This is a genomic window from Thauera sp. 63, assembly GCF_000310165.2.
Taxonomy (GTDB): domain Bacteria; phylum Pseudomonadota; class Gammaproteobacteria; order Burkholderiales; family Rhodocyclaceae; genus Thauera; species Thauera humireducens.
In genome coordinates, this window is the sequence record NZ_AMXC01000002.1 from 277,381 (window position 1) to 297,103 (window position 19,723).

Here is a 19,723-nt window from a genome sequence, read left to right on the forward strand (position 1 = left end):
CCGGGTCACGGCAGCTTCACCTGCAGCGTCTCGGGCCAGGGCTGGGTGTCGTTCAGCCGCACGTGGGCGACGCCGGGCAGGCCGGTCTTGACCTGCTCGGGGTACTTCGCCAGCAACTCGGGATCGACGCGCGCCTTGACGCGGAACACCATCTTCTGGCGCTCGCTCTGGGTCTCGACTGCCTTCGGCGTGAACTGGGCGACGCTGGCAACGTAGGATACGTTCGCGGGAATCACGTAGTGCTGGGCGGCATCGAGCACGATGCGCGCCTCGCTGCCCATCGCCACCCGTCCGGCGGCCATCTCGGGCAGGAAGAAGGTCATGTACACGTCGCCGACATCGACCAGGCTGACGACCTTGCCGCCGCCGGCGACCACCTCGCCCGGCTGCACCACACGGTACTGCACGCGGCCGCTGCGCGGCGCCTTCAGCACGCTGTCCTCGATCTCGGTTTCCAGGCGGGCGACCACGGCCTTGGCCGCCTCGATCGCGGCGCTGGCTTGCGCCACCTGGGCGTCGGCAGCGCGCACGCCGGCCTGCGCGGCGGCGATCTGGGCGTGAGCCACGCTGATGTTGGCCTCGGCGTTGCGCACGCGCGCGGCGTTGTCGTCGGCCACCTGCTCGGAGATGGCGCGATCGGCGCGCAGGGCCTGCGAGCGAGCGCTGGTCTTGCGCGCGATGTCGAGTTCGGAGCGGCGCTGCACCAGCACCGCCTCGGCCATCGCGACGTCGGCCTTGCGCTGGGCGACCTGGGCGAGTGCGGTTTCGCGCGCACTCATGGCATTGGCGACCTCGGCGCGGGCCTGGGCGAGTTGGGCCTCGAGCGCCTTCGCGTCCATGCGGGCCACGATGTCGCCTGCCTGCACGAAGTCGCCTTCATTGACAAGGATGTCCTGCACGCGGCCGGCTGCCTTTGCCGCCACATCGACCTCGGTGGCTTCGATGCGGCCATTGCCGCGGACGACGTTGCCGTCCTCGTCCTGCGGGCGCAGGAACGACCACGCGACGATGGCGACGAGGGCAAGACCCGCGGCGAGGGTCCATGCCGCCTTGCGTTTGTTTTCGGTTTTCATGGCATCTTTCCGGTCTGTGGGCCGCGGCGCATAGCCGTGGCCGGGTCGTCGGGCCGCTGCAGACGGGGCGCGGCGCGCGTGACGGTGATGACACTCTAGCAAGAATTGTTGCACTGCACTTTAATTGGTCCGCTTGACGGTGCATGCGGTGTGACAATCTGCGGGTGATGACGAATTGGTGAGGGTTTCGATGAACACAAGGCTGGGCAACAGGGAGTGCGGAGCGCGATGACGAGCGCAGGCGAAGGCACGGTCGTGTTGTCCCGCAGCGCAGGCGAGAGCCGCCTGGCGCTGAGCGGCGACTGGACGATCGCGCACTATGGCGCACTCGCGTCGCGCGTTGCGGCCTTGCGGTCGCAGGTCGAGTCTGGCACGCGGGTCGAGGTCGCCGCGTTGGGCGCGCTCGACACCGCCGGCGTGGCCTTGCTGCACGATCTGCTGGGCGCCACACACCTCGCGCACCTGGCCGGCGATGCGAGTCCGCTGGGCGCGGAACGGCGCGCGCTGCTGAAGGCCGTGGCGGATGCCCTCACGAGCGAACCCGCTGCGCCCCTGCGTCGGGGCTACGCGTTGGGCGACGTGCTCGAGCATGTCGGCCGCACGACGGTGGTGTTCTGGCGCCATGTCGTGGATATCGCCGGCTTCATCGGCATCACGCTGCAGACGGCCTTCGCTGTGCTGCTGCGGCCGCGACGCTGGCGCATGACCTCGCTGGTCGCCAACCTCGAGCGCACGGCGCTGGATGCCGTGCCCATCGTCGCGTTGCTGACCTTCCTGGTCGGTGCGGTGGTGGCCTTTCTCGGCGCCACGGTGCTGGCGGAGTTCGGCGCCAGCATCTTTACCGTCGACCTGGTGGCCTATTCCTTCCTGCGCGAGTTCGGCGTGCTGCTGACCGCGATCATCGTCGCCGGCCGCACCGCGAGTTCCTTCACCGCGCAGATCGGCTCGATGCGCGCCAACGAGGAGGTGGACGCGATCCGCGTGCTCGGGCTCGACCCGGTCGAACTGCTGGTGCTGCCGCGGGTGGCGGCCTTGCTGATCGCGCTGCCGATGCTCACCTTCGTCGCGATGATCTCCGGCATCGTCGGCGGCATGCTGGTGTGCGCCGCGAAGCTCGACATCTCGCCGGTGATGTTCCTGTCGGTGGTGGAGAACAACGTCGGCATCACGCATTTCCTGGTCGGCATGGCCAAGGCGCCGATCTTCGCCTTCCTCATCGGCATCATCGGCTGCCTCGAGGGCTTTCGCGTCAGCGGCAGCGCGCAGTCGGTGGGCGAGCACACGACCTCGGCGGTGGTGCAGTCGATCTTCACCGTGATCGTGGTCGATGCGGTGGCGGCGCTGTTCTGCATGGAGATGGGCTGGTGAAACGCCCTGGCGAGAACATCATCGAGGTGCGCGGCGTGCGCAACCAGTTCGGCACCCAGGTGGTGCATGACGGGCTTGACCTGGACGTGCGCCGCGGCGAGATCCTGAGCGTGGTGGGCGGGTCGGGCACCGGCAAGTCGGTCCTGCTGCGCACCATCGTCGGCCTCAACCGGCCGGCGGTGGGCACGGTCAGCGTGTTCGGCGAGGACCTGCTGACGCTGCCGCCCGCGCGCCGCAGCGCGGTCGAGCGCCGCTTCGGCGTGCTGTTCCAGAAGGGGGCGCTGTTCTCGTCGCTGACGGTGGCCGAGAACGTGGCGCTGCCCTTGATCGAGCATGCCGGGCTGAAGGCGGCCGATGCCGCGCGGCTGGCGCGGCTCAAGATCGCGCTCGCTGGGCTGCCGGCCAATGCCGGCGACAAGTATCCGTCGGACCTGTCTGGTGGCATGGTCAAGCGCGCGGCGCTGGCGCGCGCCCTGGCGCTCGACCCGGACATCCTGTTCCTCGACGAGCCCACCGCCGGCCTCGACCCGATCGGCGCGGCGGCCTTCGACCAGCTGATCCTCACTTTGCGCGACGCGCTCGGGCTGACGGTGTTCATCGTCACCCACGATCTCGACACCATCTACACCATCACCGACCGCATCGCCGTGCTGGCGCAGAAGAAGGTGCTGATCAACGACACGCTCGCGGCGGTGGCCGCCACCGACGATGCGTGGATCCGCGAATACTTTCACGGGCCGCGCGGCCGCGCCGCTGCGGATGCAGCACAGGCGAGCGGCTGCGAACCCGAATCCACACCGGAGCAAACCTGAGATGAAACGATCCCTACGCGCATTGCGTTTGCTGTCCACCAAGGGGGCGCAGGCCGCCCTTGGGGCGACCCGGCGGGAGGCCTGACATGGAAACGCGTGCCCATCACGTGCTGATCGGCTTCTTCACCGTGCTGGTGGTCGGTGCGGCGTTGCTGTTCGCGCTGTGGCTCGGCAAGGCCGACGCCGACAAGCAGTTCCAGAGCTACGACATCGTCTTCCAGGAGGCGGTGAGCGGCCTGTCCAAGGGCAGCACGGTCGAGTTCAACGGCATCAAGATCGGTGACGTCTCCAGCCTGCGGCTCGACCCGCAGGACCCGCGCCGGGTCATCGCCCGCGTGCGCGTCGATAGCGCCGCGCCGGTGCGCACCGACACCCAGGCCCGGCTGGTGCCGGCGGGCATCACCGGGATGTCGATCATCCGCCTGAGCAGCGGCGAGAACATGGCGAGCCCGCCGCTGACCGCCGCATCGGGAGACGAAGTGCCGGTCATCATCGCCACGCCGTCACCGCTGACCAAGCTCCTGGCCGACGGCGAGGACGTGGTGCTGAACGTCAACGAACTGCTGATCCAGGCACGTGAGCTGTTCTCGGCCGACAACGTCGACAGCATCGGCCGCACCCTGCACAACCTGGAACAGGCGACCGGCACGATCGCAGCCGAGCGCGAGGAAATCACGCTGGCGCTGCGCGAACTGGCGCGCGCCAGCGGGCAGGCCAACGCCGCACTGGTCGAGGCGACGAAGCTCGTCGGTGCAGCCAACCGGCTGGTGGACGTGCATGGCGCGCAGACGCTGAAGAGCGCGCAGCAGTCGATGGCGGCGTTCGAGCGCGCCATGCTGACGGTGGATGCCCTGGTCAGTGACAACCGCGGCGCGCTCGACAGCGGCGTGCGCGGCGTGGCCGAACTCGGCCCGGCACTGGCCGAGCTGCGCGACACGCTGGCCTCGCTGCGCGCCATCACGCGTCAGCTCGAGAACAGACCGACCGACTATCTGCTCGGCCTCGAGCCGGTGAAGGAGTTCACGCCATGAGCATCCGCAAAGCCGATGTTTCGTCCCTGAACCGGATCGCGGCCCGTGCCGGCCTCGTTGCCGTGATCGTGCTGTCCTCGGCCTGCTCGGTGCTGCCACGGCCCGAGCCCGTCGACACCTATCTGCTGCCGGGCGCGCCGGCGAGTCGCATGGCTGCGCAAGGGCAGGGGGAGCCGACCTTGCCCGTGTCGCTGCGGGTGTCCCGCCCGGTGGCGGGCACGCAGCTGTCCGGCCAGCGCATCCTCGTCGTGCCCGACGCGAACCGCGTCAGCGTGTACAAGGGCGCGAACTGGAGCGAACCCGTGCCGGTGCTGCTGCGCGACCGCATCGTCGAGGCCTTCCGCAGCGACGGCCGCATCGCGGCGCTGAGCAGCGATGAACAGCGGCTGCAGGCGGACTACGAGATCGCCAGCGAACTGCTGGCCTTCCACAGCGAGTACCGCGACGGTGCGCCCGAGGTGGTCGTGCGCCTGGACGCGCGCCTGGTCCAGCGCGACGGGCGCCGGATCGTCGCCTCGCGGCTGTTCGAGGCGCGCCAACGCCCGGCGGGCGTGGCGGTGCCGCAGGTGGTGGCGGGCTTCGGCGAGGCATCGACGACGGTTGCGGACGCGCTGGTAGGGTGGGCGGCCGGCGAGATCGCACGCTGCCTGCCGAAGGCCTGCGCCGACTGAAATCGCGCCTGGGGCGCGCTCAGTGAAAGTCGCGGCTCCTGGCCTGCAGCGTGCCCAGCAGTTCGGAGTGGTCCACCACCCGGCTCGCCACCAGATGCACGACCCGCCCCTGGCGGCTGATCTGGCCGAACACGCCCATCAGCCGCGCGCCGAGCAGGATGCGGCGCTGCTGCTCGAACAGCTCGGGGCGGACGATGACGTTGGTCAGGCCGGTCTCGTCCTCCAGCGTGACGAACAGCGTGCCCTTGGCGGTGGCCGGGCGCTGGCGGCAGGTGACCAGTCCGGCGCCGCGAGCGAGCATGCGGTCGGGCGCGCGGGCGATGTCGGTCGCGGTGAGGAAGCGTAGCCGCGCGAGCTGGTCGCGCACGAATGACAGCGGATGGCGGCCCAGCGTGAAGCCGAGGCGGGCGTAGTCGGCGAGCAGGTCCTCCGTCTCGGCCGGGGCGGCGAGGCTGACGGCCGCATCACCTCCCGGCGCATTCGCCAGCACGCCGGGCAGGGGGGCTGCGCCGCTGGCCTGCCACAGCGCCTGGCGGCGATGACCGGCCAGCGTGGCCAGTGCGCCACCGGCGGCGAGCGTGCGCAGCGTGCCGGCATCGAGCCGGGCGCGGGCGGCGAGCTCCTGCACGTCGGCGAAGGCGTGCGAGCGGCGGGCCGTGGCGATGCGGGCGGCAGCATCCTGCCCGAGGCCGTGGATCATGCGCAGGCCGAGGCGAACGGCGGGCTGTGGCTGAACGGGGGGGGTGGCGCCGGCATCCGTCGGTGCGGGCGTCGTCGGGTCCGAGATCTGCACGCCTGCCGGCTCCAGCGTGCAGTCCCAGTCGCTGACGGTGACGTCCGCCGGGCGCACTTCCACGCCGTGGCGGCGTGCGTCCTGGATCAGCTGCGAAGGCGAATAGAAGCCCATCGGCTGGCTGTTGAGCAGCGCGGCGAGGAAGGCGGCGGGTTCGAAGCACTTCAGCCAGGCCGAGGCATAGACCAGCAGCGCGAAGCTGGCGGCGTGGGATTCGGGAAAGCCGTAGCTGCCGAAGCCCTCGATCTGCTGGCACAGGCGCTGGGCGAAATCGGCGTCGTAGCCGTTGTCGGCCAGGCCCTGCAACAGCTTGTCGCGGTAGCGCTCGAGCTCGCCCTTGCGTCGCCAGGCACCCATCGCGCGCCGCAACTGGTCGGCCTCGCCACCGGTGAAGCCGGCCGCCACCACCGCGAGCTGCATCACCTGTTCCTGGAAGATCGGTACGCCCAGCGTGCGCGCCAGCACGCCGCGGATCTCCGCGCGCAGGCCGTCCATCGGGTCTTCGTGCCGCGCCGCGCGTTCGCGCGCGTGCAGGTAGGGATGGACCATGCCGCCCTGGATCGGACCGGGGCGCACGATGGCGACCTCCACCACCAGGTCGTAGAAGCAGTGCGGCTTGAGGCGCGGCAGCATGGTCATCTGCGCGCGCGATTCGACCTGGAACACGCCGACCGAATCGGCGCGCGACAGCATTTCATACACCGCGTGCCGTTCGCGCGGAATGCTCGCCAGCGTCAATGACTGCCCGCGCCAGGCCGACACCAGCGCCAGCCCGCGGCGCAGCGCCGACAGCATGCCAAGCGCGAGCACGTCGATCTTCATCAGGCCGACCGCGTCGAGGTCGTCCTTGTCCCACTGGATCACGGTGCGCTCGGGCATCGCGGCGTTCTCGACCGGCACCAGCTCGTCGAGCCGGCCGCGGGCGATGACGAAGCCGCCGACATGCTGCGACAGGTGGCGCGGAAAGCCGATGAGTTCCTCGGTGAGTGCGACCAGGCGCCGGGTGACCGGGCTGGCGGGGTCGAGTCCGGCTTCAGCCAGGCGCTCGGGCAGGATGCGGCGGCCGTCGAACCAGTGGTGCTCGCGCGTCAGGCGTTCGATCTGCGTCTCGCCCAGGCCGAGCGCGCGGCCGACGTCGCGCAGCGCGCTGCGGGCGCGGTAGCTGATGACGGTGGCGGCGAGCGCGGCGCGGTCGCGGCCGTACTTGCGGTAGATGTACTGGATGACCTCCTCGCGCCGGTCATGCTCGAAATCGACGTCGATGTCGGGCGGCTCGTTGCGCTCGCGCGAGATGAAGCGCTCGACCAGCATGATGCCCAGGGTCGGATCGACTTCGGTGATGCCCAGCGCCCAGCACACGGCCGAGTTGGCCGCCGAGCCGCGGCCCTGGCACAGGATGCCCTGGCTGCGGGCGAAGCGGACGATGTCGTGCACGGTGAGGAAGTAGGGCTCGTAGCCGAGTTCGGCGATCAGCGCCAGTTCGTGTTCGATCTGGGTCCGCACCGACGGTGGTGCCGTTGCGTCCGTCTGGTCGCGGTAGCGCCAGGCCAGGCCGTCTTCCACCAGGCGGCGCAGCCAGCTGGCCGGTGTTGCGCCATCGGGCACGAGTTCGGCCGGGTATTCGTAGCGCAGCTCGTCGAGGCTGAAGCTGCAGCGGGCGGCGACGGCCAGGGTTTCGGCGAGCAGCGCGGGTGGATAGCGGCGGGCGAGGGTGTCGCGGTCGTGCAGCCGGCGTTCGGCGTTGGGGGCGAGCGCCAGGCCCGCCTCGGCCACGCTGCAGTGCAGGCGTAGCGCCGTCATCACGTCGGCCAGCGGGCGGCGCGCGGCGTCGTGCATCAGTGCGCCGCTGGCGGCCACGGCCGGGATGCCGGTGCCACGGGCGATGCGGCGCAGCAAGGTGATGCGTGCGCGGTCGCGGCCGTCGAGCTGCGTCGTCACCGCGATCCACGCTCGACCGGGAAAGTGCTGCGCCAGCCAGGCGGCGTCAGCCTCCAGTGCAAGGTGGTCTTCTGCGCCGTCCTTCAAGGGCGGAAAGCCGGGAGGGGGCACGAGCAGGGCGAGGCAATCGGGACAGGCGCCGTCGAGCATCGCCCGCGTGATCCGGTAGGTGCCCTTGTCGGCGGCGCGCCGGGCGCGGGTGACGAGGCGCGACAGCTGGCCGTAGCCGGCGCGGTTGGTCGCCAGCAGCACGACGCAGGGACCGTCGGCCAGATGCAGCTCACTGCCGATGATCAGCTTCGGGCGATTGTCCTCGGGCAGTGCCTTCAGTGCGCGATGGGCGCGCACGATGCCGGCCAGCGAGCATTCGTCGGTGAGGGCGATGGCCGCGTAGCCGAATGCGGCTGCCTGCGCGACGAGCTCCTCGGGGTGAGAGGCGCCGCGCTGGAAGCTGAAGTTGCTCAGGCAGTGGAGTTCGGCATGTTCGTTCGCCATGTGTTGACTGTAAAAAAATACAGTCATCGAGGCAATGCCGGCTTCCGGATCTCGCCTCGTTCGCTGGCGCAGCGTTCAATTTCGGGTCCACCACAGTCGCCTAAATCATTGATGCCCGGTACACTTCGCAGCCTTGCTCCGCCCCGGCGGAGCGAAGCCTGTCCAACCTTCCTGGCCGAGATGGCCGCAGAGGAGTCCTGAATGCCTTTCATCAAGTCCCGCAAGGTCCTGTTCGGTGCGATGGCGCTGGCTTTTGCGATGGCGGCACCGGTCCATGCCCAGCAGAAATCCGTCGCGATCACCGCCATCGTCGAGCATCCGGCGCTGGATTCCGTACGTGACGGCGTCAAGGAAGCGCTGACCGCCGCCGGCTACGAGGAAGGCAAGAACCTCAAGTGGCAGTACCAGAGCGCACAGGGCAACACCGGCACCGCGGCGCAGATCGCGCGCAAGTTCGTCGGCGACAAGTCGGACGTGATCGTCGCCATCGCCACGCCCTCGGCCCAGGCCGTGGCTGCGGCGACCAAGGACATCCCGCTGGTGTTCTCGGCGGTGACCGACCCGGTGGCGGCCAAGCTGGTGCCCTCGATGGCCGCGTCGGGTACGAACATCACCGGCGTGTCCGATGCGCTCGAACTCGGCAAGCAGATCGAGCTGATCAAGCGCGTAGCGCCCAACGCCAAGCGCGTCGGCATGGTGTTCAACCCGGGTGAGGCCAACTCGGTGGTGGTGCTGGAGCAGCTGCGCAAGCTACTGCCCGAGCACGGCATGAGCCTGGTCGATGCGGCCGCGCCGCGTTCGGTCGACGTCGGCTCGGCCGCCCGCAGCCTGATCGGCAAGGTCGATGTGTTCTACACCAGCACCGACAACAACGTGGTGTCGGCCTACGAGGCGCTGGTCAAGGTCGGCATGGATGCCAAGATCCCGCTGATTGCCGCCGATACCGACAGTGTCGGGCGCGGCGCGGTGGCCGCCTATGGCATGGACTACAAGGCCCTCGGCGTGCAGACCGGCCAGATGGTGGTGCGCATCCTCAAGGGCGAGAAGCCGGGTGCCATCGCCCCCGAGACCAGCAACAAGCTCGAACTGCACGTGAACCCCGGCGCAGCCCGGAAGCAGGGCGTCACGCTGTCCGAAGAACTCGTCAAGGACGCTTCCAAGGTCGTCCAGTAACAACGACCCGCACGCGGCCGGCTGGTGCCGGCCACGGCGGGTGCTTCCCTTCTGAACGCCCGCCAGGTTTCCTCCCCCAACGGTATCCCCCATGTCCCTCTACACCCTGCTCGGGGCGCTGGAGATCGGCCTGATCTTCAGCCTCGTCGCCCTCGGCGTGTACATCTCCTTCCGCCTGCTGCGCTTCCCCGACCTCACCGTCGACGGCAGCTTCCCGCTCGGCGGCGCCGTGGCCGCCACCATGATCGCGGCCGGCTACGATCCCTTCGTCTCGACCATCGTGGCGACCATCGCCGGCGCGGTCGCGGGGCTGATCACCGGCTGGCTCAACGTGCGCCTCAAGATCATGGACCTGCTCGCCAGCATCCTGATGATGATCGCGCTGTACTCGATCAACCTGCGCATCATGGGCAAGCCCAACGTGCCGTTGATCATGGAGCCCACCGTCTTCAACCTGCTGCAGCCCGAGGCGCTGGCGGACTACGTGTTCCGTCCGCTGCTGCTGGTGTTCGTGGTGCTGGCGGTGAAGCTGATGCTCGATGCCTACTTCGCCACCCAGAGCGGTCTGGCGATCCGCGCGACCGGCTCCAATGCGCGCATGGCGCGGGCGCAGGGCGTCAATACGGGGCTGGCGGTGCTGGCCGGCATGGCGCTGTCGAACGCGCTGGTGAGCCTGGCTGGCGCACTGTTCGCGCAGACCCAGGGCGGAGCGGACATCTCGATGGGGGTGGGCACCATCGTCATCGGCCTCGCGGCGGTGATCGTCGGCGAGAGCCTGCTGCCCTCGCGCAAGCTCTACCTGGCGACGATCGCGGTAATCGTCGGCGCCATCGTCTATCGCTTCTTCATCGCACTCGCGCTCAACTCGGACTTCATCGGCCTGCAGGCGCAGGATCTCAACCTCGTCACCGCGGTGCTGGTGACGGTCGCGCTGGTGGTGCCCAAGCTGCGCGCCCACTGGTCTGGAAAGAAGGGAAACTGAGATGTTGAAAGCAACCGACCTGCGCCTGACCTTCAACCCCGGCACGCCGATCGAAACCCAGGCCCTGCGCGGCATGAGCCTCGAGATCCCGACCGGACAGTTCGTCACCGTGATCGGCTCCAACGGCGCCGGCAAGTCGACCTTCCTCAACGCCGTCTCGGGCGAACAGCGTGTCGACAGCGGCAGTATCGAGATCGACGGCATCGACATGACCCGCCAGCCGGTGTGGGGGCGCGCGCGCCATGTGGCGCGGGTGTTCCAGGACCCGCTCGCCGGCACCTGCGAGGACCTGACGATCGAGGAGAACATGGCGCTCGCCAAGATGCGCGGCCAGCGCCGCGGTTTCTCCTTCGCGGTCAAGCCGGCGCTGCGCGAGGAGTTCCGCGCCCAGCTCGCCACGCTCGGCCTCGGCCTGGAGAACCGCCTGTCCGACCGCATCGGCCTGCTCTCCGGTGGCCAGCGCCAGGCGGTGAGCCTGCTGATGGCGGCGCTGCAGCCTTCGCGCCTGTTGCTGCTCGACGAGCACACCGCGGCGCTCGATCCGCGCACCGCCGCCTTCGTGCTGGAGCTGACCGTGCGCATCGTCGCCGAGCACAAGCTCACGACGATGATGGTCACGCATTCGATGCGCCAGGCGCTCGACGTTGGCCAGCGCACCGTGATGCTGCACCAGGGCCGCGTGGTGCTGGATGTCTCCGGCCCCGATCGTGAAGGGCTCGACGTGCATCACCTGCTCGACATGTTCGAGAAGGTGCGCGGCGAGGAGGTCGACGACGATGCGCTGCTGCTGAGCTGAGCGCCGGCCCCCCCGTCAGCTCCTTTTCAATCCCTTAGAATCCGCGCTTCGCCCGAGCGTCACCAACGAATTCCACCATGTCCCAGTCTCCTGCTTCCCGTCCCGTCCGTACCCGCTTCGCCCCCAGTCCCACCGGCTACCTGCACATCGGCGGCGCGCGCACCGCGCTGTTCTCGTGGGCGTTTGCCCGTCGCCATGGCGGCACCTTCATCCTGCGCATCGAGGACACCGACGTCGCCCGCTCCACCCCCGAAGCGGTGCAGGCCATCCTCGACGGCATGCACTGGCTGGGCCTGGAGCATGACGAGGGCCCGTTCTACCAGATGCAACGCATGGACCGGTACAAGGATGTCATCCAGCAGATGCTGGCCGCCGGCACCGCCTACCACTGCTACATGTCGTCTGAAGAACTCGACCGCATCCGCGAGGAGCAGCGCGCCCGCGGCGAGAAGCCGCGCTATGACGGCCGCTGGCGTCCCGAGGCGGGCAAGACCCTGCCGCAGCCGCCGGAAGGCGTGCAGCCCGTGGTGCGCTTCCGCAACCCGACCGACGGTGTCGTGGCCTGGGACGACCTGGTGAAGGGGCGCATCGAGATCGGCAACGCCGAACTGGACGACTTCATCATCGCTCGCGCCGACGGCACGCCGACCTACAACTTCTGCGTGGTGGTGGACGACTGGGACATGGGCATCACCCACGTCATCCGTGGCGACGACCATGTGAACAACACCCCGCGCCAGATCAACGTGCTGCGCGCGCTCGGCGCCGAGGTGCCGCTTTACGCCCACCTGTCGATGATCCTCGGCGACGACGGCACCAAGCTCTCCAAGCGCCACGGCGCGGTGAGCGTGATGCAGTACGACGACGACGGCTACCTGCCGGACGCGGTCATCAACTACCTGGCGCGCCTGGGCTGGAGCCACGGCGACGATGAAGTCTTCAGTCGTCAGCAGTTCGTCGAGTGGTTCGACCTCGACCACATCACGCCTTCGGCCGCCCAGTTCAACACCGAGAAGCTCAACTGGCTGAACGCCCAGTACATCAAGAAGGCGGACGACGCTTTCCTGGCCGCGCAGGTGGCGAATCGTCTTGCCCGTCGCGGCGTTAACCCCGAGACCGGCGTGACGCTGGAGGCGGCGGTGGCGCTGTACAAGGATCGTGTCGCGAACCTGAACGAACTGGCCGATTCGGTCGAGTTGTTTGTCGCGGACGTGCATCCGGCGCCCGAGCTCATCGGCCAGCACCTCACCGATGCGGCGAAGGCGGCGCTTGCCAGCCTGCGCGGACGCCTGGCGGGCGCCGACTGGAACAAGGCGGCGCTGTCGCAGGCGATCAAGGACACCATGGCCGAGCACGGCCTGAAGATGCCGCAGGTCGCCATTCCGCTGCGGGTGGCGGTGCTGGGTGTGCCGCAGACACCGTCGATCGATGCCGTGCTCGAGGTGCTCGGGCGCGAACGGGTACTGGCACGTCTGGACCGCCATGCCTGAGCTGGACTGCCTCGCCGCGTAAACGACGAAGGCCCCGGAATTCCGGGGCCTTCGTCGTTCTACCGCGCGCGTTTCGGCGATCAGGCCGCCTTGCGCGTCGTCCGCGTGCTCGCCGGGGTGGCGATCATTTCCAGGCCGGCAGCCGGCGTCAGCTTGGCGACTTCGCCGAACAGCGTCTGCATCGAGCTGCTCATTTCGTTGATGTGACGGGTGCCGATCTCGGCGACTTCCGACTGCGTGCGCAGGCAGATCTCATTCACGTTGCGCAGGTATTCCGCAGCCTGCTCCAGACCCTGGTGTTGCGCGGCGATGCGGTCGGCCAACTGGTTGGGCAGGGCTTCGCCACTGACCGGCAGGCTCTGGGCCGAGGCGAAGGCGCACAGCGAGCGGGCGGCACCGACGTTCAGCGCAATCAGTTGCTCGGTGGCATCGAGCACGATGTCGGTGAGCGACTGGAAAGTCTGCAGGCTGGATTCGGTGGTGGTGGAAAAACGCTGCATGGACGGATGGATGTTCATCTGGTCTTCCTCTCGATTGACTCGGAGCGTGTGTGGAGCCCAGATGCTAATGCCTTGGGCATGAGCCGGATATACCTCGTTCTTGGTGTTTATACGTACCGGAAAACCGGTAGATCGTGTCACGTGGTGGAAAGGTGGCCGAACTTGGAACGCTCAGTCAGCCGCCCGGCATATGCCGTTGACGATGGCGTAGCGGGTGAGATCGGCGACGTTGTGCAGATCGAGCTTGCGCATGATGTTGCGGCGATGGACCTCGACCGTCGACGCCGCAATGTGCAGCCGATCGGCGATGCGCGCCGAGGTATGGCCTTCTGCGATCAGCTGCAGGACCTGACGCTCGCGGGCGGTGAGTTGCCGCGCACTGGCCTGCGCATCGGTGCCGAAGCGCAGGGCGCTGGCAATGGCGCCCGCCACATCCGGGCACAGGTAGGTGCGTCCCTGCCTTACGTTGTGGATGGCGCGCAGCAGTTCGTCGCCCGCGTCGGCCTTGGTCACGTAACCGTGTGCGCCGGCGTTGAGCAGGTCGATGACGAACTGGCGGTCGGCGTAGGCGGACAGGCCGATCACACGGATGTCCGGGCGCACTGCATGCAGGCGCCGCGTGGCTTCGATGCCGTTCATGCCCGGCATGCCGATGTCGATGCAGACGATGTCCACAGGCGCTTGCTCGACGAGCCGCAGCAATGCCTCGCCGTCGGCGGCCTCACCGACCACTTCGATCCCGGGATCGTTCTCCAGCAGCGCGCGCAGGGCGTGACGGAACATCTGATGGTCGTCGGCGAGCACGATGCGTAGCTTCATGGCGGACTCCTTCATGCGGTGCACGGCGGTACCGCAAGTTCCACTTCGATGTCGCATCCCTGATCCGCAGCCGAGCGTAGCTGGAAACGCCCGCCGGCCAGTTCGGCGCGTTCGCGCATGGTGATCAGGCCGAGCCCCGGCCTTGTGCCGGGCTGCCCCAGTTCCGCGGGCTCGAAGCCGCAGCCATCGTCGCTGATCCGCAAGCGGATGCATCCGTCCTCACTGTGCAGGCTGACGCGCACGAGGCTGGCGGACGCATGCTTGGCACAGTTGGTGAGTGCTTCCTGTGCGATGCGGAACAGCAGTGTCTGGAGGTCGGGCGGCAAGCGAATGTCGTCGTCGGCCAGATCGAGCAATACCGCGCTGCCGCTATGACGTGCGACCTGATTGGCGTATTCGCGGATGGCCGGCGCGAGGCCGGCGTAGTCGAGCGTGGCCGGGCGCAGTGTCGTGCAGATCTCGCGGATGCCCGCATCGGTGTCGGCCAGCAGCGCGATGGCATCGTCGAGCAAGGGTTCGAGTTCCGTGCGTACCGGGGCGGGCAGGGCGCCGACCAGATTGGTGAAGGTCAGCTTCAGCGCGGCCAGGTTCGGGCTCGCGTGGTCGTGCAGGGCCGCAGCAAGTTGTCGTCGCTCGCGTTCGCCCACGTCCAGCAGCCGGCGCGACAGTTCGGCCACGCGCGCCACATGGCTCAGGCGTTCCGCCTCGAGGGCCTTGCGTTCGGTGATGTCCTGCACCGTTCCATATAGCATGAACACCCTGCCGCGTTCATCGGCTACCGGAACGATCACGGTGACATGATGCCGCCTTGCGCCTGACGGCAGGATGACTTCCTGTTCAAGCGTGCAGCGTTCGCCGCTGTCGATGGCGTGCCAGAAGGCCGTGCGCGTGAGCTCGAGCGACTCGGCGCCGAAATAGGACAGGGCTTCATTTACGTCCGGCACGCCGTATTCGAGGGGTCGCTCGAACAGCCGGAACAGTTCGGGCGACCAGGTCATGCGCGCGGTGTCGCGCTCCAGGGTCCAGTCGCCGACGCGGGCGAGCGCCTGCGTCGCCGCCAGCCGCCGCTCCACCGCCTCGAGCGCGGATGCGATGTCGGCATCTCGGATGGCGTGGCCCAGGGTGCGGACGGACATGCTCACCTCGTTCGACAAGAAACCTGTCTCTGCCTCGAGCGAAGAGGCCCGTGGCGTCATTCGGCGTTGCGGACGCCAAGCTCCGGCGCACTCGAGGCATGCATGTTACGTACTCGCCCCAATTCTAGGTCATGGCGCCACGGTGTGCCGAGTCAGGCACCTGCAGTGCCGGATTGGATCAGTCCTCCAGGCGGACTGCGCGCGGCGGGCGCAGCAGGAAGCGTGCAGGATCGACGGCATCGCACAGATCGCGTTCAAGGGGCAGGGGGTCTCCCTCGATCTGGCTCGCCAGCAGCTCGGCTGCGATCGCCGACCACACCAGGCCGCGTGCGCCGTAGCCCGACAGCACGTATGCCCCCGGCTGGCGCGGAATGTCGCTCAAGACCGTTCCGCGGTCGATGCCGTGCGCCGCCGGCAGGGCGCCGACCATCGGCAGGCGGTCGGGTGAGGCCGGGCGGAAGCCGACGCGCCCGGCCAGCTGGTCGGCGTCGAACCCGGTCGCTGCGCCGGGCAGCATGTTCTCGAGCTTGGCCAGGTTCTCAGCATGATCGGCGGCGCGCAGTGCGGGCTCGGCATCGTCGACCGCGAACGTCGCGCCGGCGCAACGCACACCATCGACCTCGGGGCTGACGTAGCCGCCGCAGCAGACCACGACGCGTGGCGGGCTGCCGGCGCCGGCGGGCAGGAGGGAAACCTGGCCACGGGCGCTGACGACGGGCAGGCCGTGCGCCACCGGGAAGCGCATGACGCCGGTTCCCGCCGCCAGGATCAGCGTCGGCGCCTCGGCAATGACGCTGCCGTCTGCGGCGAGCGCTTGCCACCGCCCATCCACGCGGGCGAGACCTTCCACCTGGCGACCGAAGTGGGTGCGCAGCGGGGCACTGGCTTCGGCGCGCTGCAGCAGCGCACGGCACAGGCTGGGCGGTTGCACCCAGCCGCTGTCGCTGAAGAACCAGCCGCCGTACTGGACGGCACAGCCTGCGATCGCCGCTGCTTCGGCGCTGTCGACGAAGCGCAGGTGGGCCCGAGGCAGGTCCAGCGCATCGACGACCTTGCGCATCTTGCCCTCCTGCACGCCGTCGCGCGCGAGATGAAGCACGCCGCACGCGTCGGCCTTTGGTGCCAGGCCCTCGCGGTGCAGCCTGGCGATCGTCTGCCAGCCGTACAGGCTGCCGGCGCGGGTCAGCCGGCTCATGCGGTTGTCGTCGAGGCTGGGCAGCGGGCGCAGCACGCCGGCGTGGTTGCCGGAGGCGCCCTGGCCAGGGCCGTCGGCGGCATCGATCAGGTCGATGCGCCAGCCACGCGCAGCCAGCCGCTCGGCAATGCTGCAACCGGCGATGCCGGCGCCGAGGATCAGGGCGTGACGGTCTGGAGTGGACTCGCGCTGTGCGGGCCAGGTGCGGTGGCCGCGCAGCATCTGGCGCTTGCCGCCGAAGCCGGGCGACTTCTCGAGTTCGAAGCCGGCGCGGCGCAGCCCTTCGCGGACCGGGCCGGCGACCGACCAGGTGGCGAGCGTGGCGTCCGGTGCAGCCAGGCGGGCCAGCAGGTGGAAGATGCGCTCGGACCACAGTTCGGGGTTGCGCGCGGGCGAGAAGCCATCCAGATAGAAGGCGTCGGCGCAGAGCGTCAGGCGGTCGAGTCCGTCGCGTGCATCGCCGAGATAGAGCGTCAGGCTGACGCGTCCGCCGTCGAGGTGCAGCCGGTGCAGGCCGGGCGCAAGGACCGGCCAGCGGTCCTGGAGTTCGGCCGCGAGCGGCGCCAGTTCCGGCCAGCGGGCGTGCAGGGTGGCGAGATCCTCGCGGCTGAACGGGTGCAGCTCGCAGGAGATGAAGTGCAGCCGGGCGCAACGTTGCGGGTCGGCTCGCCAGGTCGCCCAGGTGGCGAGGAAGTTGAGCCCGAGGCCGAAGCCGGTTTCGAGGATGACAAAGCGTTCGCGCCCCTGCCAGCGCCGTGGCAGGTCGTTGCCCGCGAGAAAGACATGGCGGGCCTGTCCGAGACCGCCGTCGGCCGAGTGGTAGACGTCGTCGAAAGTAGCGGAGTAGGGCGTGCCACCTGCGGCGAAGGCCAGCCGAGCGGGGATGAGGGGTTTTGCTGCCATGCTGCGACCGGAAGGAAATCGCCTGGTGCGCCGCCGCTCAGTGCGTGGCGGCGCGGCGGGGCAGCAGACGCTTGCCGAGGCCGACGACCACCAGCACCAGGGCGCCGACGACCATCCCGACCACGCCGTCGAGCAGGGTGGGCAGCAGGGCGCCCGTCAGGCCCGTCATGCCGGCCGTGAGGGTTTCGATCAGGTGATGCACCGGCGGAAGACCGTGGCTGAGGATGCCGCCGCCGACCAGGAACATCGCCGCCGTGCCCAGCACCGACAGGGCCCGCAGCAGCCAGGGGGCGAGCCACAGGACGGCCGCACCGATGCCGCGCGCCACCGCATTGCCCATGCGGCTGAGCAAGAGCCCGGCGTCGTCGAGCTTGACGATGCCAGCGACAAGGCCATAGACCCCGATCGTCATCATCACCGCGATGCTGATCAGCACCGCGACCTGCGTGCCGAACGGCATGCCGCCCACCACGCCGAGCGCGATCACGATGATCTCGGCCGACAGGATGAAGTCGGTGCGCACAGCGCCCTTGATCTTGTCCTTCTCCAGCGCGACCAGGTCGACCTCGAGGGCGGCCAGCGCCCTGACCACCTCGCTGCGGTGTCCGGCTTCTTCCTTGCCGTGAAGGAACTTGTGCGCCAGCTTCTCGAAGCCCTCGAAGCACAGGAAGGCGCCGCCCAGCATCAGCAGCGGGGCGATCAGCCAGGGCGCGAACACGCTGATTGCCAGCGCTGCCGGCACCAGGATGGCCTTGTTGAGCAGCGAGCCCTTCGCCACGGCCCACACCACCGCGATTTCGCGGTCGGCGCGCACGCCCGTTACCTGCTGGGCGTTGAGGGCAAGGTCATCGCCCAGTACGCCTGCGGTCTTCTTGGTCGCCACCTTGGTCATCGTGGCGACGTCGTCGAGCACGCTCGCGATGTCGTCGAGAAGCAGGAACAGGCTGCCGCCGGCCATGGTGGGGATTACTCCGGACGCATCTGCGGGAACAGGATGACGTCGCGGATCGAGGGCGAGTCGGTCAGCAGCATCACCAGGCGATCGATGCCGATGCCGCAGCCGCCGGTCGGGGGCAGGCCGTACTCGAGCGCGCGGATGTAGTCGGCGTCGAAGTACATGGCTTCCTCGTCGCCGGCCTCCTTGGCCTCGACCTGAGCGCGGAAGCGCGCGGCCTGGTCCTCGGGATCGTTGAGCTCGGAGAAGCCGTTGGCGATCTCGCGGCCGACGATGAAGAGTTCGAAGCGCTCGGTGATCTCGGGGTCGGTGTCCGAGGCGCGCGCCAGCGGCGAGACCTCCACCGGGTAGTCGATGATGAAGGTCGGCTCCCACAGCTCGGCTTCGGCGCAGGCTTCGAACAGCTGCAGCTGCAGGCTGCCCAGCCCGCCCGGCTTCACCTTTTCGCCGAAGGCGACGATCTTCTCCTTCAGCCACGCGGCGTCAGCCAGCTGTTCCTCGGTGAAGCCCGGGTGGTACTTGCGGATCGCCTGCACGATGGTCAGGCGGTGGAAGGGCTTGGACAGGTCCAGCTCGCGACCCTGGTAGACGAAGGATTCGGTGCCCAGCGCCTCGCGTGCGGCCTGGCGGATCAGGCCTTCGGTGAAGTCCATCAGCGTCTTGTAGTTCGCGTACGCCTCATAGAACTCCATCATGGTGAATTCGGGGTTGTGGCGCGGGCTGAGGCCTTCGTTGCGGAAGTTGCGGTTGACCTCGAACACCTTCTCGAAGCCGCCCACCACCAGGCGCTTGAGGTAGAGCTCCGGCGCGATGCGCAGGAACAGCTCCATGTCGAGCGCGTTGTGGTGGGTGATGAAGGGCTTGGCCGCTGCGCCGCCGGGAATGGGGTGCATCATCGGCGTCTCGACCTCGAGGAAGCCGTGGCCGGTCATGTAGTTGCGGATCGACTGCACCATGCGGCTGCGCGCCACGAAGGTGAAGCGCGTCTGCTCGTTCATGATCATGTCGACGTAGCGCTGGCGGTATTTCTGCTCGACGTCGGTGAGGCCGTGGAACTTGTCCGGCAGCGGGCGCAGGCTCTTGGTCAGCAGGCGGATCTCGCTGGCCTTGACCGACAGCTCGCCGGTCTTGGTCTTGAACACGGTGCCCACGCAGCCGACGATGTCGCCGATGTCCCAGGTCTTGAACTGGGCATACACGTCCTCGCCCACGCCGTCGCGCTGCACGTACAGCTGGATGCGGCCGGAGAGGTCCTGGATGGTGACGAAGCTCGCCTTGCCCATCACGCGCTTCAACATGATGCGCCCGGCCACCTTGACCTCGACCGGCATCGCTTCCAGCGCTTCGGCGTCCTTCTCGCCATACAGTTCGTCGAGCTTGCCGGCCGTGTTCTCGCGCGAGAAGTCGTTGGGGAAGGCGCGGCCGCTCTGGCGCCAGGCGGCGAGTTTCTCGCGGCGCTCGGCGATCAGGTGGTTCTCGTCCTGCGGCGGGGTGTTCGTCTGGTCGGACATGGTGTCGATTCGGATCGGATGGAAATTCGTCGGCGCCGGCGCGATGCCGGCGGCAAAGGCGTGATTGTCGCAGGCGGAGGGG

At 68.7% G+C, this 19,723-nt stretch carries 16 protein-coding genes; 8 read left to right on the top strand and 8 right to left on the bottom strand.

Annotation, left to right across the window (positions count from 1 at the left end; all coding sequences use genetic code 11):
* Nucleotides 1-5: 5 nt before the first annotated feature.
* Nucleotides 6-1,073 carry an HlyD family secretion protein gene (locus C664_RS03485; RefSeq protein ID WP_004253323.1) on the bottom strand — a complete coding sequence of 356 codons (1,068 nt, stop codon included), beginning with the start codon at nucleotides 1,071-1,073 and terminating at the stop codon, nucleotides 6-8.
* Nucleotides 1,074-1,301: 228 nt separating this feature from the next.
* Between C664_RS03485 and C664_RS03490 the strand changes: the two genes are divergently transcribed.
* The 4 genes from C664_RS03490 (at nucleotide 1,302) to C664_RS03505 (ending at nucleotide 4,955) form a co-directional block, all read left to right on the top strand.
* Nucleotides 1,302-2,441 carry an ABC transporter permease gene (locus tag C664_RS03490; protein WP_004253327.1) on the top strand — a complete coding sequence of 380 codons (1,140 nt, stop codon included), beginning with the start codon at nucleotides 1,302-1,304 and terminating at the stop codon, nucleotides 2,439-2,441.
* A complete protein-coding gene (locus tag C664_RS03495; RefSeq protein WP_004253332.1) occupies nucleotides 2,438-3,253 on the top strand; it encodes an ABC transporter ATP-binding protein in 816 nt (271 codons plus the stop codon). The genes C664_RS03490 and C664_RS03495 overlap by 4 nt, the downstream gene beginning before the upstream one ends.
* 86 nt (nucleotides 3,254-3,339) lie before the next feature.
* Complete coding sequence (locus C664_RS03500) at nucleotides 3,340-4,284, top strand: MlaD family protein (RefSeq protein ID WP_004253336.1); 945 nt, start codon at nucleotides 3,340-3,342, stop codon at nucleotides 4,282-4,284.
* Nucleotides 4,281-4,955, top strand: a complete 675-nt coding sequence (locus C664_RS03505) for an ABC-type transport auxiliary lipoprotein family protein (RefSeq protein WP_004253339.1) — start codon at nucleotides 4,281-4,283, stop codon at nucleotides 4,953-4,955. The genes C664_RS03500 and C664_RS03505 overlap by 4 nt, the downstream gene beginning before the upstream one ends.
* A gap of 19 nt (nucleotides 4,956-4,974) precedes the next feature.
* Here C664_RS03505 and C664_RS03510 read toward each other — a convergent pair whose 3' ends face one another.
* On the bottom strand, nucleotides 4,975-8,181 hold the full coding sequence (locus C664_RS03510) for an error-prone DNA polymerase (protein ID WP_004253341.1): 3,207 nt from the start codon (nucleotides 8,179-8,181) through the stop codon (nucleotides 4,975-4,977).
* Nucleotides 8,182-8,382: 201 nt separating this feature from the next.
* Between C664_RS03510 and C664_RS03515 the strand changes: the two genes are divergently transcribed.
* The 4 genes from C664_RS03515 (at nucleotide 8,383) to gltX (ending at nucleotide 12,622) form a co-directional block, all read left to right on the top strand.
* Nucleotides 8,383-9,354, top strand: a complete 972-nt coding sequence (locus C664_RS03515; RefSeq protein ID WP_004253343.1) for an ABC transporter substrate-binding protein — start codon at nucleotides 8,383-8,385, stop codon at nucleotides 9,352-9,354.
* A gap of 91 nt (nucleotides 9,355-9,445) precedes the next feature.
* Complete coding sequence (locus C664_RS03520; RefSeq protein ID WP_004253346.1) at nucleotides 9,446-10,336, top strand: ABC transporter permease; 891 nt, start codon at nucleotides 9,446-9,448, stop codon at nucleotides 10,334-10,336.
* Between the two features lies 1 nt (nucleotide 10,337).
* Complete coding sequence (locus C664_RS03525; protein ID WP_004253347.1) at nucleotides 10,338-11,132, top strand: ABC transporter ATP-binding protein; 795 nt, start codon at nucleotides 10,338-10,340, stop codon at nucleotides 11,130-11,132.
* Nucleotides 11,133-11,209: 77 nt separating this feature from the next.
* Nucleotides 11,210-12,622 (top strand): glutamate--tRNA ligase, encoded by a 1,413-nt coding sequence (gltX, locus tag C664_RS03530; RefSeq protein WP_004253348.1) that lies wholly within the window; start codon nucleotides 11,210-11,212, stop codon nucleotides 12,620-12,622.
* A gap of 80 nt (nucleotides 12,623-12,702) precedes the next feature.
* Here the strand turns inward: gltX and C664_RS03535 are convergent, their stop codons facing one another.
* From C664_RS03535 to lysS, 6 genes are all read right to left on the bottom strand, one after another.
* Entirely contained in the window at nucleotides 12,703-13,140 is a 438-nt protein-coding gene (locus C664_RS03535; RefSeq protein ID WP_004253351.1) for a phasin family protein, read from the bottom strand.
* A gap of 153 nt (nucleotides 13,141-13,293) precedes the next feature.
* Nucleotides 13,294-13,941, bottom strand: coding sequence for a response regulator (locus C664_RS03540; RefSeq protein WP_004253354.1), 648 nt, complete (start codon nucleotides 13,939-13,941; stop codon nucleotides 13,294-13,296).
* An 11-nt stretch (nucleotides 13,942-13,952) separates the two neighbouring features.
* On the bottom strand, nucleotides 13,953-15,077 hold the full coding sequence (locus C664_RS03545) for a PAS domain-containing sensor histidine kinase (RefSeq protein ID WP_038010767.1): 1,125 nt from the start codon (nucleotides 15,075-15,077) through the stop codon (nucleotides 13,953-13,955).
* Between the two features lie 178 nt (nucleotides 15,078-15,255).
* The gene (gene mnmC, locus C664_RS03550) at nucleotides 15,256-17,175 is read right to left on the bottom strand and encodes a bifunctional tRNA (5-methylaminomethyl-2-thiouridine)(34)-methyltransferase MnmD/FAD-dependent 5-carboxymethylaminomethyl-2-thiouridine(34) oxidoreductase MnmC (RefSeq protein WP_004253360.1); all 1,920 of its coding nucleotides are present in this window, start codon (nucleotides 17,173-17,175) and stop codon (nucleotides 15,256-15,258) included.
* A gap of 37 nt (nucleotides 17,176-17,212) precedes the next feature.
* Entirely contained in the window at nucleotides 17,213-18,133 is a 921-nt protein-coding gene (locus C664_RS03555; protein ID WP_004253362.1) for a DUF808 domain-containing protein, read from the bottom strand.
* Between the two features lie 8 nt (nucleotides 18,134-18,141).
* A complete protein-coding gene (lysS, locus tag C664_RS03560) occupies nucleotides 18,142-19,641 on the bottom strand; it encodes a lysine--tRNA ligase (protein WP_004253365.1) in 1,500 nt (499 codons plus the stop codon).
* Between the last annotated feature and the right edge of the window lie 82 nt (nucleotides 19,642-19,723).